Here is a 15,537-nt window from a genome sequence, read left to right as displayed (position 1 = left end):
ACCACTTTGCTTATCGTATCAGCCAAAATGGTAGAATGTTTCGCCTATATTGCCAATATATATCGTTCATTTCGCCATCGTCAGATGTTTGAATTTCCTTAAATCGAAGGGAGATTTGGATGGAATGCAGGCTGATCGGAGTTCCGCTGCAAATAGGTGCCGGGCAACTGGGATGTGAAATGGGGCCGAGTGCCCTGCGCGTTGCCGGGTTAAAGACCTCGCTTGAGGATTTGGGGCATGTCGTCGTCGATATCGGCAATGTGACGCCAGCCCCCATGCGCGAATTTTCTCACCCCAATCATGCCGTCCATCACCTTTCGGAAACTGTCGCCTGGACGGAAGCGCTGGCAGACGTAGCCTATCGCGAGAGCGAGAATGCGATGCCGATCTTTCTGGGTGGAGACCATGCTATTTCAGCGGGCAGCGTGACCGGTGTGGCAAGGCGCGCCGCGGAACGCAACCGGCCCCTTTTCGTCCTTTGGCTGGATGCGCACACCGATTATCACACGCTAGACACGACGCGCAGCGGCAATCTGCACGGCACGCCGGTGGCTTATTATAGTGGACGGCAGGGCTTCGATGGCTATTTCCCACCAGTGACGAACCCGGTCGATCCTGCCAATATCTGCATGATCGGCATCCGCAGTGTCGATCCCGCAGAAAGCGCCGCCTTGAGCGAGACCGGCGTCACCATCTACGACATGCGAATGATAGATGAACATGGCGTCGGCGTTTTGCTGCGCGCCTTTCTGGAGAGGGTCGTTGCCGCCAACGGGCTGCTGCATGTCAGCCTTGATGTTGATTTCCTCGATCCGGCCATTGCGCCCGCTGTCGGCACCACGGTCCCGGGCGGGGCCACCTTCCGTGAAGCGCATCTCGTGATGGAAATGCTCTGCGATAGCGGCCTCGTTTCCAGCCTCGATCTCGTTGAACTCAACCCGTTTCTCGATGAACGCGGAAAAACCGCACGCCTGATGGTGGACCTCACTGCAAGCCTGATGGGCAAGCGCGTGTTGGACAGACCGACGAGAGCCGGTTGAGGGAGGATGCCGATGACAGCAATACCCAATCTAAACATCGTCCCCTTCATCAGTGTCGACAATATGATGAAGCTCGTTCTCAACGTCGGCATCGACACGTTTCTGCGGGAGCTTGCCCAAACAATCGAGGACGACTTTCGGCGCTGGGAACATTTCGACAAGACGCCGCGCATCGCTTCTCACTCGCTGGACGGTGTGATCGAATTGATGCCCACGAGTGATGGGCAACTCTACGGCTTCAAATATGTGAATGGTCATCCAAAAAACACCAGAGAGGGGCGCCAGACCGTCACGGCATTTGGCGTTCTGTCGGATGTCGGCAATGGCTATCCGATGTTGCTCTCGGAGATGACGATCCTTACCGCGCTCAGAACCGCTGCGACATCGGCACTCGCGGCGAAATACCTCGCGCGCCCAAATGCAAAATCCATGGCCATCATTGGCAATGGCGCGCAAAGCGAATTTCAGGCGCGCGCCTTCAAGGCCATTCTCGCCGTCGATCATGTGCGGCTCTATGATGTGGACAGAAGTGCCAGCCTGAAGTGCCAGCGAAATCTCGAAGGCCTCGGCTTCACGATCACTGTTTGCAACACGGCGGAAGATGCGATCGAGGGCGCGGATATCATCACCACCGTGACCGCCGACAAGCAATATGCGACCATCCTGAGTGACAACATGGTCGGCCCCGGCGTTCACGTCAACGCCATCGGCGGGGATTGCCCCGGCAAGACGGAATTGCACAAGGACATCCTGCTGCGCTCCGATATCTTCGTGGAATATCCGCCGCAGACCCGCATCGAAGGTGAGATCCAGCAGTTGCCCGCAGATCATCCGGTGACTGAACTCTGGGAGGTGATCGCGGGTCACGCCGTGGGGCGCAAAGACGAGCGGCAGATCACGCTGTTCGATAGCGTTGGTTTTGCCATCGAGGACTTTTCCGCGCTCCGCTATGTCCGGTCCAAATTGGCTTCCACCGGTCTCTATGCAGAACTCGATCTGCTGGCGGACCCCGACGAGCCGCGCGATCTCTATGGCATGCTGTTGCGCTCGGCAGCACAGTCCAAGATCGAGACTGTTACGGCGTAGAGAGCCTCTCCTTGCGGGCGGCCCTCCGCTCACGCCAGATCGTGAAGAGACCGGCTGCAATGACGATGGCAGCACCGACGACCATGTGCACGCTCAACACCTCTCCGTAGATCGTGACGCCGACTATGGAGACCAGAACCAGCTGGTAATAGGAAAATGGCTGCACGGAGGCCGCATCCGCAAGCTCGAAGGCGCGTATCAACAGGTAGTGGCCGCTCATGCCAGTGATGCACAGAGCCAACATCCAGCCCCAGTCGGCAGGCGCCATATTCACCCAGTAAAACGGGCCTATGAGCGTCAAAACCACTGCGCCGGGAACGCCGGTGTAGAAGAAGCTGGTCATGGCTGGGTCGGTCCGACTGGCAAGTCGCGTCATCACACTATAAATCGCCGATAGGAGTGCCGCGGCGAATGTGATTATCAGCGTCATGTCAAAGCCGCTGTCATCGGGCTTGAGAATGATCAGCACGCCTACGAAGCCTACGAGAATGGCGGACCAGCGTCGCCATCCTACCTGTTCTCCGAGGATCGGAACGGACAGTGCCGCAACCAGCAGCGGTGCCGAGGCGAAAATGGAATGCGTGTGCGCAAGGCCGACAATGGAAAAGGAGATGATCGACATAACGATCTGAACGGCGAGAAGCGCGCCTCGGCCTGCCTGGAGAAAGAAGCGGCGCGTCGAGGCGGCCTGCCGGATGCCGCCCTGCGATCTCATCGCCAGAATGATGACGAAAATCGCGAAAGCCCAATAGCGCACCATCGCCACGAAGACGGGTGGATAGGCCGAGCCCAGATGCTTGGAAATGCCGTCCTGCGCCGCAAAAATGGTGAAGGCCGCTAACGCGTAGAGATAACCGACAGATTGGGGAGGCATGGGAAGGCTCTGTGTTCGCGCAGATCGCTGCTGGGGATTGTGCGTCTTTTCTAAACGATTGACGCCGGATACAAAACCGCAGAAATCCCAATTCGATCCTTTTGACGAATATAAATGCCGAAGTCTGGCTGGCGTGCTTAAAACAACATGTCATACATGTTTGACAATAATGGAGATATCTGTCTAATAGGATGCATTACAGATTGTTGGCCGCCGGGCTGCTTGGGAGGACATATGATTATTACCGACGTCGATGTGCGGGTGTTCAAGACGACGACGCGCCGCCACTCCGACAGTGCCGGACACGCTCACCCAGGCCCGGCGCATCAGGTCGAGCAGGCCATTTTGACGATCCGCACCGAAGACGGAAAAGAGGGGCATTCCTTTACGGCACCGGAGATCGTGCGTCCCCATGTCATCGAGAAATTCGTCAAGAAGGTTCTGATAGGGCAGGACCACCGCGACCGCGAACGCCTGTGGCAGGATCTGGCCCATTGGCAGCGGGGCTCTGCGGCGCAATTGACCGACCGCACACTTGCAGTCGTTGACTGTGCGCTGTGGGATCTGGCCGGACGGACGCTCAACCAACCTGTATACAAGTTGATTGGTGGTTACCGTGACAAGGTGTTGGCCTATGGCTCCATCATGTGCGGTGACGAGCTGGAAAACGGCCTCGCGACCCCTGACGACTACGGACGTTTTGCGCAAACGCTGGTAAAGCGCGGTTACAAGGGTATCAAGCTCCATACGTGGATGCCGCCTGTCAGTTGGGCGCCTGACGTCAAGATGGACCTTAAGGCCTGCGCGGCGGTGCGCGAAGCTGTCGGTCCCGATATTCATCTGATGATCGATGCATTCCACTGGTATTCCCGCACGGACGCGCTTGCGCTCGGTCGCGGCCTCGAAAAGCTCGATTTTGACTGGATCGAAGAGCCGATGGACGAGCAATCCATGTCCTCCTACAAGTGGCTGGCGGATAACCTCGATATTCCGGTCGTCGGTCCCGAAAGTGCTGCGGGCAAGCACTGGCATCGCGCCGAATGGCTGAAGGCTGGCGCCTGCGATATTCTCAGAACCGGGGTCAATGATGTCGGCGGCATAACCCCCGCGCTGAAGACGATGCATCTGGCCGAAGCGTTCGGTGTGGAATGTGAAGTCCATGGCAACACGGCCATGAACCTGCATGTCGTGGCCGCCACCAAGAATTGCCGCTGGTACGAACGCGGCCTGTTGCATCCATTCCTAGAATATGATGACGGCTTCGATTACCTGAAGTCGCTTTCCGACCCGATGGACGCGGATGGTTTTGTGCATGTTCCCGATCGTCCGGGTCTGGGTGAGGACATCGACTTCACCTTCATCGACAACAACCGCGTAAGATGAGGCGGCAATGAAGACGATCCTCGCTTTCGGCGACAGCCTCACCTGGGGTGCCGATCCTGCCACCGGGTTGCGCCATCCCGCGCAGTTTCGCTGGCCGGATGTGCTGAAGGCCGGTCTGGGCGGCAAGGTCGAGGTCATCGCCGAGGGTCTCGGCGGTCGCACCACGTGCTATGACGACCACGCCGGTCCCGCCTGCCGCAACGGTGCGAAAGCGCTGGAGGTGGCGCTGGCCAGCCACATGCCGCTCGATCTCGTCATCATCATGCTGGGGACCAACGATCTCAAGCCGGTTCACGGTGGGCAAGCGGAAACAGCAGTGTCCGGCATGAAGCGTCTTGCACAAATCGTGGAGACCTTCCCCTACAAACCACGCTCTGCACAGCCGAAACTGCTGATCGTGGCCCCGCCGTCCTGTGTGGCCGGGCCTGCGGGCGCGCCTGCAGCCGGGCGCAGGATCGCCGAGTCACAACGTCTCGCGCCCCTCTATGAGAAGGTTGCGCGCGAAGCCGATGTTGCATTTTTCGACGCGGGCACGGTCGCCACGGCATCGCCGGTCGATGGTGTTCATCTGGAGGCCGAGGCGACAGCGCAGATCGGGCGGGCACTCGTTGCGCCCGTTCACAGACTTCTTTTCTGACAAGCGCCGCGCAGAGGAGCGCGGCCTAGTCTCAAATTAAATGCCGCGATGCATGAGCGGCTCATGGGAGGAAAACATGAAACAGTTCTTTGCAACAGTGGCGCTCGGCGCTTTGCTGATCGGCGCCGTGCCGCTTAACGCTTTTGCCGAAACGCCGAAAGACCAATTGGTCGTCGCAACGACCATGAGCAACATTCTGACGCTCGACCCCGCAGCCATCACGGGCCGCGAGACGGTGCAGGTGCTGAACAATGTCTACGACACACTGGTCGTCCTGTCCGATAAGGACCGCAGCATCCAGCCGCGTCTGGCCGAGCGCTGGGAAGTCTCGCAAGACCGTAATTCGATCACCTTCTTCCTGCGCACGGATGCAAAATTCGCCTCCGGCAACGTGGTTACGGCAAATGATGTCGTGTGGAGCCTGAAGCGTGTTCTGTCTCGCAACCTTGCTCAGTCATCTTTCCTCAAGACCCGTGGTTACAAGGTCGAGGATGCCGACAAGCTGTTCGTTGCCAAGGACGAGTATACCTTCGTTATCAACCTACCAAAGCCCGATGACACGAACCTGCTTTTGATGATCCTCGGGCAAAACGGTCCGGGCTCGATCATCGACAGCAAGACGGCGCTTGAGCATGAGAAGGATGGCGACCTCGGCGCCGCGTGGCTGACGCTGAATTCGGCGGGATCAGGCCCCTTCAAGCTTGGTCAGTGGAAGTCCAACGAATTCATCATTCTGACCCGCAATGACGATTACTGGGGCGAAAAGCCTGCCATGAAGCGCGTGCTCATGCGTCACCTGCCGGAATCGCAGTCGCAGCGGCTGATGCTGGAAAAGGGCGATATCGATGTCGCCTATTCCCTGCAGGCGCCCGATCTGAAATCGCTGGAGGCAGACAAGGAAATCACTATCGAGTCGACGCCCGGCTCCGGTTTCTATTACCTCGGCGTATCGATGAAGGACGAGCGCTTCGCCAACAGGAAAGTTCGCGAAGCCCTGCGTTACCTGATCGATTACGAGGGTCTGGACAAGGCTGTGATGCCTTATTACGGCAAGCTGCACCAGCGCCCGCTCAGCACCGGTGTCCTCGGCTCCCTTCCGGATCAGGGTTTCAAGCTCGATGTTTCCAAGGCTAAGGCGCTTTTGGCGGAAGCCGGTTACCCGGATGGGTTCAAGACAACATTGCGCGTGCTGTCCGAAGACCCGTTCATGAAAGCGGCGACCGCGATCCAGAACACGCTGGCGCAGGCCGGTATTCAGGCCGAACTGATCAGTGGTTCCGGTGACCAGATTTACGGTGCGATGCGCGAACGCAAGTTCGAACTCCTCGTCGGTCGCGGCGGCGGTGGCCAGCAGCCACACCCGGACAACAACCTGCGCGCGATGGCCTATAATCCCAACAATGCGGACGAAGCGAAGCTCACCAATTATCAGGGCTGGCGCACGAGTTTCTTCGATGAAAAGCTCAACAAGATGATCGAGGATGCGCTGGTCGAGCGTGATGCCGCCAAGCAGGCAAAGGCCTATGAGGATATTCAGGCCTATATGGATGAGATCGTTCTATCGATCCAGCCCTTCTCCGAAGTTGTCGACACAGCCGCATTCCGCAGTGACGTCAAGGGCATGATCGTCAGCCCTTGGTATTCGCGCTTCGACGTGGTGACCAAGGAGCGGTAATCGTTCGACTGGCAGTCCAAAAACACAAAGGGCGCGTCGAGTACGCGCCCTTTGCATTTGAACCGTGTGGTCAAGCATTGAGCATTTTATAGCGCTCCACGACCGTTGAGAGCACCTCATCGATGGGCCGTCCATTCCAGTCATGGGAAAAAATCTCCACTTCCTGCGGCCCAAAGAAACCTGCCTTTTCGATCATCCGGCGGAAGCCTTTCAGGTCAATAACGCCGTCGCCCATCATGCCGCGATCATTGAGTGGGTCCTTCGTCGGCACCAGCCAGTCGCAAATGTGATGCGCCAGAATCTGGCCGTTTCGCCCAGCCCTTGCAACCTGCTCTTCCAGGTCCGGGTCCCACCACACATGGTAGACGTCGATGGCGACACCAGTGCCTGCACCAAGCCTGTCGCACAGGTCGAGCGATTGTTTCAGCGTGTTGAAGCAGGCACGATCTGCCGCGTAAAAAGGGTGGAGTGGTTCAATCGCCAGTGGCACGCCCATCTGCCGCGCATAGGGCAGCAGTTCGGCCATGCCGTCCTCCACCATCTGCCGCGCACCAGCTATGTCTTTCGAGCCAGCCGGCAAGCCACCCACAACTAGTACCAGACAATCGGCCCTCATGGCGGCTGCTTCATCTACCGCACGCTTGTTGTCTTCGATAGCGTTGCGGCGCCCCTGTTCATCGCTTGCCGGGAAGAAGCCGCCACGGCAATGACCACTCAGGCGTATGCCGTTCTGCTCGACAATGCGCGCTGCTTCGGACAGGCCGACACCATGCACCTGGTCGCGCCAGGGAGAGATCGTCGTGATGCCGTGAGCAAGACAGGCGTCCACCAGCGTTGCAAACGATCCACCCTGTTTGATGGTGGCGAAATTGATCGAGAGACCGTCAAGGCTCATGTCTTCTCCCCTTGTCGAAGTGTCTGAAACGTGGCGCGCGCTGCGCTTTCTTCAACCCCCAATCCTTTGGCGGCGAGAACGGTGAGCAGCGACAATTGACCATTCTTGATACTCAGGCGGGCACGACCCTGATGGTTGGCATAGAGATCGCCGTGGGTGGACATCCACTCGGCATTCTCAGGCCCTGATGCGCCGTGCATGCCGTCCACATAGTGGTGGCCGTTGCGCTCGATGTGATCGAGACCGAGAATGGCGGCGAGTGCGAGATCCTGTTGCAAGGCAATACCAGCCTGCGTCGTCAAATCTTCGGCAGACATGAAGTAACCGCCGCTGAAATGATTATTCCATTTTTCAACACGCATTCTATTCAGTACGGATCGATAGAACCCTTTGCAGGATTTGGATGAAACGCCCAGATATCCCTGCTCTTTCGCCCGCAAGAAGGCATCCTGCGTGCCATCGGACTCATCAATTTCGAGCGCGATACGCTTTGCCAGTCTGTTGACGGGTTTCGACAGCGCCACGGTGCGAGTGATCGGCTGTTCCACAAAAAGCAGCTTCTGCCGCAGGCGTGTGAGGGATGGATCGGTTTCAATACGGTCCATCAGATCGACGACCGCATCCTCGTCGGCAAATTGCTCGTTGCCATCCAGCGTCACCCGGTAATCCGGCAGGGGCGAAATGACAGCCGCAATCTGCGTCAGCCGATGGGCATCTTCCTGCGGCCTGCCGGAGAGTTTCAGCTTGAAATGGCGGATGCCGTATGCCTGAATTTCCTCACTCAGGCATTCCGGCAAGCCGTCATCCCGGCGCGGCCCCTTTATCTCGTCAGGGGTCAAGGGATCGATGTAACCGACCGTATGGCGCAGATGAATGGTCGGCTGCGGCTTCAGGTCACGCAGAAAGCCTGTGATATCGAAGCCATCGAGATCCCGCGTGGTGGAGGCATCGATTGCGGGAAGATTGGCATTGACGGCTTGGGTGATGGTCAGGTCGTGCAATCGACACAGTGCATCCAGAATAGCGCGATCCACCAGCGCCAGACCGAAGGAGGCGATCAGCCCGTTCAAGCCATCGCTGGCTGCCTGCGCATGGTGTTGCGGCTCCAGTGTGGCGTGCAGACCAAACGCCGTCGCGGGCTTGGCCTGTCTGGCAAGTGCAGCCGCCATATGGATCGAGCGGCGCAACTGATCCTCGTTGTCAGCATTGCTGAGCGCCGGGTTCTTGTCGAACCATTTCGGTACCATCAGTTCGGCGGCATAGCCATCGGCGGTTCGTCCTTGGGTATCCTCGATCACCAGATGGACGAAGATTTGCGAGGCTTCCGTGACGGTCGCTGCACCGAAGCGAAACGGCATGCGCATGGACAAGCGGCGCTCGAATATAGCGGCGTCTTTCACGCTCACAATGGGCGCGCCTGTCATGTCAGTGCACGCCTCTGACGCTGAGAAACGCCTTCATGCGCCGGGTGGCGTCATCCGGGTTTGCAAGCACATTCGCCTTGTCTGCAAGCCGGAACAGCTCTGCGAAATGCAGAGTCGAGCGCGTGCTTTCCTGTCCGCCGACCATCGTAAAATGGTCCTGTAAGCCGTTGAGATAGGCAAGGAAGACCACGCCGGTCTTGTAAAAGCGCGTGGGTGCTTTGAAGATATGGCGGGAAAGCGCAACGGTCGGCTCAAGAATATCGAAGAATTCGGTATTGCGACCCTGTTTCAAGCTGTCCAGCGCTTTGGAGGCGGCTGGTGCGATTGCGTCGAAGATGCCAAGCAGGGCATCGGAATGACCGTGTTCGTCACCAGCAATCAGCTCCGCATAGTTGAAGTCGTCACCCGTATACATGCGCACACCTGGCGGAAGGCAGCGACGCATCGCGATTTCCTTTTCTTTCGACAAAAGAGAAATCTTGATGCCGTCGATCTTGTCGGCATTCCCGGCAATCATCTCCAGGCAGGTGTCCATCGCCGCCATATGGTCGCGCGCGCCCCAATACCCCTCCAGTGCGGGATCGAACATTTCGCCCAGCCAGTGGATGACCACTTTTTGATCGGCCTGCGACAGTACGCGGGCATAGGTTTCAAGATAATCATCCGGTGACCTGGCGCTTGCCGCCAAAGCACGACTGGCCATTAAAATGACCCGCCCACCCTGACCCTGCACGAAATCCAATTGTTCCTGATAGGCATCGACGATTTGCTCGAGACTATAGCCGGTGCAGGTTAGATGATCCGTGCCGACGCCGCAGGCGATCAGCGCATCCTTTCGGGTCGCCGCTTCTTTCAAGGCCCTCGTGATCAGTTCCTGCGCTTGCGGCCAGCCCAGCCCCATGCCGCGCTGTGCCGTATCCATCGCCTCGGCGACACCCAGACCCAAATCCCATAGACGGTGTCGGAAGCGAAGGGTGCCGTCCCAGTCGATAGCAGGTGTCAGCCACGGGTCATTGTCGGCGAAAGGATCGGCTACCACATGGGCTGCGGCAAAGGCTATGCGGTTGAAATCGCTCGCTGCCCGCTTCTCCAATGGAATGGGTGTTCCAATCAATGTGTAGCGTTCCATCGAGCGGTCAGCGCCGGGCAGGTGGAGTTCGGTCATTCCAGCCTCCTCAGACGATGGCGGGAACGTCGAGCCAGCGGCGCTCCTTCCACGATTGCAGACCGAGCTCTGCCAGTTGCACGCCCTTTACGCCCTCCATCAACCCATAGGGCCATGGCTCGTCGTTGGCGAGGTGCCGGACGAACATTTCCCACTGCGCCTTGAAGCCATTGTCGTAGACGACATTGTCTGGCACTTCCTGCCAGGTCTTGTAGAAATCGATGGTCTGCGGCTGGTCAGGGTTCCACACGGGCTTTGGCGTGTTGGTGCGGTGTTGCGTGAAGCATTTCGTCAGGCCGGCGACGGCAGACCCGTGGGTGCCATCCACCTGAAACGTCACCAGATCGTCGCGACGAACACGCACCGCCCAGGATGAGTTGATGTGCGCGATGACGCCGTCTGCAAGCTCAAATGTCGCATAAGCGGCGTCATCGGCGTCGGCCTCATAGGGCTCGCCCTGTTCGTCGAACCGTTTGGGAATATGCGTTGTGCCGAGGCAGCTGACCGCTTTGACCTCACCGAACAGATTGTCGAGAACATAGCGCCAGTGGCAGAGCATATCGAGAATGATGCCGCCGCCGTCTTTGTGGCGGTAGTTCCAAGACGGGCGCTGCGCCGCCTGCCAGTCACCCTCGAACACCCAGTAGCCGAACTCGCCACGCACAGAGAGAATCTTGCCGAAAAAGCCGCTGTCGCGCAGCATGGCAAGCTTGCGAAGACCGGGCAAGAATAGCTTGTCCTGCACCACGCCATGTTTGACTCCTGAACTTTCCGCAAGCCGCGCGACCGCAAGGGCCTCTTCCATGTTGTCGGAAATCGGCTTTTCGCAATAGACGTTCTTCCCGGCCTTGATGGCCTTGGTCAGAAGGCTACCGCGCATCTGCGTGGTGCCGGCGTCGAAAAACAGCGTGTCATCGGGGTTTGCCAGAGCAGCATCGATATCGGTGGTCCAGCGCTCCACGTTGTGTTTACGGGCAATTTCTTCGATTTTTGCGCCGTTTCGGCCAACCAGAATGGGGTCGAGCATGACCTTTTCGCCCGTCTTGAGGGTCACGCCGCCTTGATCGCGAATGGCCAGAACAGAGCGCATAAGGTGCTGGTTGTATCCCATGCGGCCAGTGATGCCGTGCATGATGACGCCGATGCGTTGCATGAAACTTCCTCCCACAGGCGCCCGACTCCCGGCAGACGCAATCCTCCAGCTACAAAATTTGTAACCGTTTGGTTATTTGTGAAGTCGAAGCGCGGTTTCTGTCAAGAAGTTTTTGATCTCAGAAATCGCTGGCTAATTCACGGCAAGGCATCTGTGTGAGCAATGATAGCGCGTTTACATTTCCGTTCTTTCGCATATGCGAAGACGCGCAGGATTGATCTTGTTCAGCAAATTGGATCAGGCGTTCAAAATGGCCGCAATGCAGCAATCACCGTGTTGACGATATGCTGGCCCCAACGTTCCAATTCAGCCGGTGCCGCAAGGTCGCGCTGAAAGATCGTCGATAGCGTGAAACGGTTTGAGAGATAGAAGAAGCCGAGCGAGGCGATCGTCAGATAAACGTCCACGGGATCGAGCCCAGCGCGAAAGTCACCCGTAGCTTCGCCGCGCTTCAGCACATCCTTCAGCTCTGAAATGAAATTGGAATGCATTTCAGGAATGCTGGTGGATTGACGCAAGTATCTGGCTTGATTGATATTTTCTGTTGCGAGGATGCTGAGAAATTCAGGATGGTCGAGAAAATAGTGCCACGTGAACAGCGCCAGTTCCCGCAGTCCCTCGACCGGTGGTTTACGGGTCAGGTCCAGCCGGTGTTCGGCTTGGCGAATATGACGATAGGCATCTTCCAGCACCGCGAGGTAGAGCGCATCCTTGTCGCCGAAGTAGTGATAGATCATGCGCTTGTTGGTGCCCGCGCGTCTTGCCACGACATCGATACGCGCACCGGCCAGACCCTTGGCCGCGACCTCGCGACGGGCGGCTTCCAGAATCGCGGCGCGGGTTCGCTCCGGGTTGCGAGACTGGCTCGCAGGTTTCCTGACGGTCCGCTTGGTCTTTTTTTCGGCCGTATCGTCCGTTTTATCGGAAACGGTTTTGCCGGTGTCATCCATCGTTATTGGCCGCTTGACAATAGTGTTGATCAGTGTTCCCATGTAACCAGATAGTTATAAAACAGCAAGCGCTGTTCACTACATCATTCAATTTGGCATTCAATTAGGGAGGAGTTGCCAATGTCCATGATGCTTCAGAGACGTGCCGTGCTTTCGGCAGGTCTGGCGGCTTTATCTTTGGCGACAGTGGGTGGAGGACCCGCTTTCGCACAGGCAGCACGCATTCGCCTGCTCTGGTGGGGTTCGCAGGAAAGAGCGGATCGTACCAATAAGGCCATTGCGGCTTTCAAACAGGTCAAGCCTGATCTCGATATTGCCGGGGAATTTGCCGGCTGGTCGGATTACTGGCCGCGTCTGGCAACGCAGGTCGCGGGCCGCAATGCCCCTGATCTCATCCAGATGGATTATCGCTACATCTTTGAATATGCCCGCCGCGGCGCTCTGGCGCCATTGGACGATTATCTCGGAAAATCATTGAAAATCGATGATTTCGGCACGCCGAATATCGACTCCGGTCGAGTGGACGGTAAACTTTACGGTATCAATCTCGGCGTGAATTCCAGTGCCGTGTTTTACGACGCCAAGGCTTGGGAAAAAACCGGCGCCAAGGCGCCATCGGCGGGCCAGAGCTGGGAAGAGTTCGCCAAGAACGCAGCCGAGTTTGGCAAGAACAAGCCAAAGCCCGGTTACTATGCAACAGCCGATGCCAGCGGTGTCGAGCCGAGCTTTGAGAACTGGCTGCGCCAGAAGAACAAATCGCTGTTCGCCGAAGGCGGCGGCCTCGGTTATGACGCCAAGGATGCGGGTGAGTGGTTTGCCATGTGGGCGGCCATGCGCGAGGCCGGGGCCTGTGTGCCCGCCGACGTTCAAGCTCTCGATCAGCTCAATATTGAAAGCAACGCGCTAACTACGGGCAAGGCCGCGACCGCATTTGCCCACTCCAATCAGTTCGTCGGCTATCAGGCCATCAACAAAGCCAAACTTTCGATCACGTCCTATCCGAAGGTGTCGGCAGACAGTCCGTCCGGTCATTATCTCAAGCCATCCATGCTTATGAGTGTGGCCAATGGCAGCGCGGGCATCGAGGCGGCGGTGGATTTCATCAACTTCCTCGTGGCCGTGCCTGAAGGCGTTGACATTCTGGGCGTCGAGCGCGGCGTTCCGGCGTCTGAATCGATGCGCGATCAACTCAGCCCCAAGCTCAACGAGGTCAGCAAGGCGATGGTCGATTACATCGCCGAAATCACGCCCAAGGTTGGTGCGTTGCCGCCGTCGCCACCGCCAGGTGCTGGCGAGTTTGCCTTCGTGCTCAAGCGGACCTCGGAAGAGGTTGGTTTCGGCAGGATGACGCCGGAGCAGGGTGGCAAGCAGTTGGTGACCGAAGCGGAAACAGTTATCAAGCGGAAGTAACGAACCATGGCGTTTCGATCCGACACGATGACGGGGGAGGGCCGCTCGGCGGCTCCTCCTCCGCAGGGTGCACTGCGCAAGATGTTCGACCGGAACGTCCACGCCTATGTCTTTCTTCTGCCCTGGCTGATCGGCTTTTTCGGGCTGACGCTCGGTCCTGCCCTGGCATCGCTCTATCTATCCTTCACCAATTACGATTTGCTGCAATCACCAGACTGGGTCGGCGCATCCAACTATGTCCGCATCGCCACTGCTGATCCCAAGTTTGCAGCGGCGATGAAGGTGACGTTTACCTATGTCATCCTGTCCGTGCCGCTGAAGCTGATCTTTGCGCTGATGGTAGCGATGGCGTTCAATCGCGGTATCAAGGGGCTGACGCTCTACCGCGCGGTGTTTTACCTTCCGTCGCTGCTTGGATCGAGCGTCGCCATCGCCGTTCTGTGGCGCCAGCTATTCGCCTCGGATGGTCTCGTCAACATGGTGCTCTGGCAGGCCTTCGGCTATGAAGGGCCGAGCTGGATTTCGAACCCGAACTATTCCATCTACACGTTGGTCATCCTGTCCGTCTGGCAGTTCGGCTCGCCGATGATCATCTTCCTTGCCGGTCTGCGACAGATCCCGCAGGACATGTATGAGGCAGCCGAAATGGACGGCGCTGGCAAGATGCGGCAGTTCTTCCGCATCACCCTACCGCTGCTGACACCGGTCATTTTCTTCAATGCCGTCATTCAGACCATCGATGCCTTCAAGGCTTTCACGCCTGCCTTCATTATCTCGGAAGGCTCCGGTGGGCCGATCAACTCGACACTGTTCTACACGCTCTACCTCTATCAGGAGGCGTTCGGCTTCTTCCGCATGGGATATGCCTCGGCGCTGGCGTGGATACTGGTCGTCATCATCTCGCTATTCACGGCCTTTTCCTTCCTGAGCGCACGCTATTGGGTGCATTACGATGACTAACGCCGTCACCTCACTTCGCCCCAGTCAGGCCGTTCAGCGCCCTCTATGGAAATCCATCCTGCTGCATGCGGCGCTAATCGCTGCCTCCATCGCCATGATGTATCCGATCCTCTGGATGATCTCCGGCTCCTTCAGGCCGCAGGACGAGTTGTTCGGTTCATCGTCTCTCATCCCCTCGTCGGTCGATCTTGGCGGCTATATCAGAGGCTGGACGGGGCTTCAGGTCTCGTTTGGAAAGTTCTTCTGGAACTCGTTCTTCATCGCGGTTCTCGCAACCATCGGCAATGTGGTCGGGTGTTCGCTGGCAGCATTTGCCTTTGCACGGCTTCGCTTCGGGGGTCGCAATTTCTGGTTCGCGCTGATGCTGGGCACCTTGATGCTGCCCTACCATGTGGTGCTGATCCCACAATATATCCTGTTTCTGGAGCTGGGCTGGGTGAACACCTCGCTGCCGCTCATCGTGCCCAAATATCTGGCCACCGACGCGTTCTTCATCTTCCTGATGGTGCAGTTCTTCCGTGGCATTCCCCGCGAACTGGATGAGGCGGCGGTGATGGACGGGTGCAGCCCCTTCCGCATTTACTGGAAAATCATGCTGCCGTTGTCATCGCCGGTGCTGGCGACGGCTGCGATTTTCTCCTTCATCTGGACTTGGGACGATTTCTTCGGGCCGCTGATTTACCTCAACGATATCAACACCTACACCGTGCAGCTGGGTCTCCGCTCTTTCGTGGACAGTACCGGCAGCTCGGACTGGACGGCGCTGTTTGCCATGTCCAACCTGTCCCTCATTCCCGTTTTTCTTTTCTTCCTCTTCTTCCAGCGTCTTCTCATCGAAGGCATCGCCACCACAGGCATGAAGCGCTGAAACATCAAGGCATGGAT

At 57.8% G+C, this 15,537-nt stretch carries 14 protein-coding genes; 8 read left to right on the top strand and 6 right to left on the bottom strand.

All coding sequences use genetic code 11. From position 1 onward, the window contains the following. The first annotated feature begins 119 nt into the window (after nt 1-119). Both rocF and ocd read left to right on the top strand, forming a co-directional pair. Nucleotides 120-1,040: an arginase gene (gene rocF / locus QRN55_RS03805; RefSeq protein WP_284774960.1), complete on the top strand. Its 921-nt coding sequence runs from the start codon at nt 120-122 to the stop codon at nt 1,038-1,040. 12 nt (nt 1,041-1,052) lie between these two features. Continuing rightward, nucleotides 1,053-2,126 carry an ornithine cyclodeaminase gene (gene ocd, locus QRN55_RS03800; protein ID WP_284774958.1) on the top strand — a complete coding sequence of 358 codons (1,074 nt, stop codon included), beginning with the start codon at nt 1,053-1,055 and terminating at the stop codon, nt 2,124-2,126. Here ocd and QRN55_RS03795 read toward each other — a convergent pair. Next, nucleotides 2,116-3,000, bottom strand: coding sequence for a DMT family transporter (locus QRN55_RS03795; RefSeq protein WP_284774957.1), 885 nt, complete (start codon nt 2,998-3,000; stop codon nt 2,116-2,118). The genes ocd and QRN55_RS03795 overlap by 11 nt on opposite strands. Nucleotides 3,001-3,234: 234 nt before the next feature. Between QRN55_RS03795 and QRN55_RS03790 the strand changes: the two genes are divergently transcribed. The 3 genes from QRN55_RS03790 to QRN55_RS03780 all read left to right on the top strand — a co-directional run bounded on the left by QRN55_RS03790 (nt 3,235) and on the right by QRN55_RS03780 (nt 6,695). Next, nucleotides 3,235-4,383 carry a mandelate racemase family protein gene (locus QRN55_RS03790; RefSeq protein ID WP_111841882.1) on the top strand — a complete coding sequence of 383 codons (1,149 nt, stop codon included), beginning with the start codon at nt 3,235-3,237 and terminating at the stop codon, nt 4,381-4,383. Between the two features lie 7 nt (nt 4,384-4,390). Then, nucleotides 4,391-5,020 carry an SGNH/GDSL hydrolase family protein gene (locus QRN55_RS03785; protein WP_233137445.1) on the top strand — a complete coding sequence of 210 codons (630 nt, stop codon included), beginning with the start codon at nt 4,391-4,393 and terminating at the stop codon, nt 5,018-5,020. 76 nt (nt 5,021-5,096) lie between these two features. Further along, entirely contained in the window at nt 5,097-6,695 is a 1,599-nt protein-coding gene (locus QRN55_RS03780; RefSeq protein ID WP_284774954.1) for an ABC transporter substrate-binding protein, read from the top strand. A 70-nt stretch (nt 6,696-6,765) separates the two neighbouring features. Here the strand turns inward: QRN55_RS03780 and QRN55_RS03775 are convergent, their stop codons facing one another. The 5 genes from QRN55_RS03775 to QRN55_RS03755 all read right to left on the bottom strand — a co-directional run bounded on the left by QRN55_RS03775 (nt 6,766) and on the right by QRN55_RS03755 (nt 12,282). Then, on the bottom strand, nt 6,766-7,590 hold the full coding sequence (locus tag QRN55_RS03775) for a sugar phosphate isomerase/epimerase family protein (protein ID WP_284774952.1): 825 nt from the start codon (nt 7,588-7,590) through the stop codon (nt 6,766-6,768). Then, nucleotides 7,587-9,014 carry a mandelate racemase gene (locus QRN55_RS03770; protein ID WP_111841864.1) on the bottom strand — a complete coding sequence of 476 codons (1,428 nt, stop codon included), beginning with the start codon at nt 9,012-9,014 and terminating at the stop codon, nt 7,587-7,589. Before QRN55_RS03770 ends, QRN55_RS03775 begins: the two co-directional genes overlap by 4 nt. 1 nt (nt 9,015) lies before the next feature. Further along, complete coding sequence (locus QRN55_RS03765; RefSeq protein WP_284774949.1) at nt 9,016-10,179, bottom strand: dihydrodipicolinate synthase family protein; 1,164 nt, start codon at nt 10,177-10,179, stop codon at nt 9,016-9,018. 10 nt (nt 10,180-10,189) lie between these two features. Next, nucleotides 10,190-11,332 (bottom strand): Gfo/Idh/MocA family protein, encoded by a 1,143-nt coding sequence (locus QRN55_RS03760; RefSeq protein WP_162694713.1) that lies wholly within the window; start codon nt 11,330-11,332, stop codon nt 10,190-10,192. Between the two features lie 245 nt (nt 11,333-11,577). Next, nucleotides 11,578-12,282 carry a TetR/AcrR family transcriptional regulator gene (locus tag QRN55_RS03755; protein ID WP_284774947.1) on the bottom strand — a complete coding sequence of 235 codons (705 nt, stop codon included), beginning with the start codon at nt 12,280-12,282 and terminating at the stop codon, nt 11,578-11,580. 120 nt (nt 12,283-12,402) lie between these two features. On the opposite strand from QRN55_RS03755, the gene QRN55_RS03750 reads away from it, so the two are divergent. From QRN55_RS03750 to QRN55_RS03740, 3 genes are all read left to right on the top strand, one after another. Next, entirely contained in the window at nt 12,403-13,692 is a 1,290-nt protein-coding gene (locus QRN55_RS03750; protein WP_284774945.1) for an ABC transporter substrate-binding protein, read from the top strand. An 81-nt stretch (nt 13,693-13,773) separates the two neighbouring features. After that, nucleotides 13,774-14,652 (top strand): carbohydrate ABC transporter permease, encoded by an 879-nt coding sequence (locus tag QRN55_RS03745; RefSeq protein WP_502871290.1) that lies wholly within the window; start codon nt 13,774-13,776, stop codon nt 14,650-14,652. Beyond that, nucleotides 14,645-15,520, top strand: coding sequence for a carbohydrate ABC transporter permease (locus QRN55_RS03740; protein WP_284774941.1), 876 nt, complete (start codon nt 14,645-14,647; stop codon nt 15,518-15,520). The genes QRN55_RS03745 and QRN55_RS03740 overlap by 8 nt, the downstream gene beginning before the upstream one ends. Nucleotides 15,521-15,537: the final 17 nt, after the last annotated feature.

Source organism: Agrobacterium sp. lyk4-40-TYG-31, from assembly GCF_030209855.1.
Lineage (GTDB): Bacteria > Pseudomonadota > Alphaproteobacteria > Rhizobiales > Rhizobiaceae > Agrobacterium > Agrobacterium vaccinii.
The sequence above is the reverse complement of the archived record's forward strand: the minus strand, read 5'-3'. Positions and strand labels throughout refer to the sequence as shown.

Coding starts and splice junctions, on each gene's coding strand:
- rocF (WP_284774960.1), top strand. CDS start 120: ATGGAATGCAGGCTGATCGGAGTTCCGCTGCAAATAGGTGCCGGGCAA.
- ocd (WP_284774958.1), top strand. CDS start 1,053: ATGACAGCAATACCCAATCTAAACATCGTCCCCTTCATCAGTGTCGAC.
- QRN55_RS03795 (WP_284774957.1), bottom strand. CDS start 3,000: ATGCCTCCCCAATCTGTCGGTTATCTCTACGCGTTAGCGGCCTTCACC.
- QRN55_RS03790 (WP_111841882.1), top strand. CDS start 3,235: ATGATTATTACCGACGTCGATGTGCGGGTGTTCAAGACGACGACGCGC.
- QRN55_RS03785 (WP_233137445.1), top strand. CDS start 4,391: ATGAAGACGATCCTCGCTTTCGGCGACAGCCTCACCTGGGGTGCCGAT.
- QRN55_RS03780 (WP_284774954.1), top strand. CDS start 5,097: ATGAAACAGTTCTTTGCAACAGTGGCGCTCGGCGCTTTGCTGATCGGC.
- QRN55_RS03775 (WP_284774952.1), bottom strand. CDS start 7,590: ATGAGCCTTGACGGTCTCTCGATCAATTTCGCCACCATCAAACAGGGT.
- QRN55_RS03770 (WP_111841864.1), bottom strand. CDS start 9,014: ATGACAGGCGCGCCCATTGTGAGCGTGAAAGACGCCGCTATATTCGAG.
- QRN55_RS03765 (WP_284774949.1), bottom strand. CDS start 10,179: ATGACCGAACTCCACCTGCCCGGCGCTGACCGCTCGATGGAACGCTAC.
- QRN55_RS03760 (WP_162694713.1), bottom strand. CDS start 11,332: ATGCAACGCATCGGCGTCATCATGCACGGCATCACTGGCCGCATGGGA.
- QRN55_RS03755 (WP_284774947.1), bottom strand. CDS start 12,282: ATGGATGACACCGGCAAAACCGTTTCCGATAAAACGGACGATACGGCC.
- QRN55_RS03750 (WP_284774945.1), top strand. CDS start 12,403: ATGTCCATGATGCTTCAGAGACGTGCCGTGCTTTCGGCAGGTCTGGCG.
- QRN55_RS03745 (WP_502871290.1), top strand. CDS start 13,774: ATGTTCGACCGGAACGTCCACGCCTATGTCTTTCTTCTGCCCTGGCTG.
- QRN55_RS03740 (WP_284774941.1), top strand. CDS start 14,645: ATGACTAACGCCGTCACCTCACTTCGCCCCAGTCAGGCCGTTCAGCGC.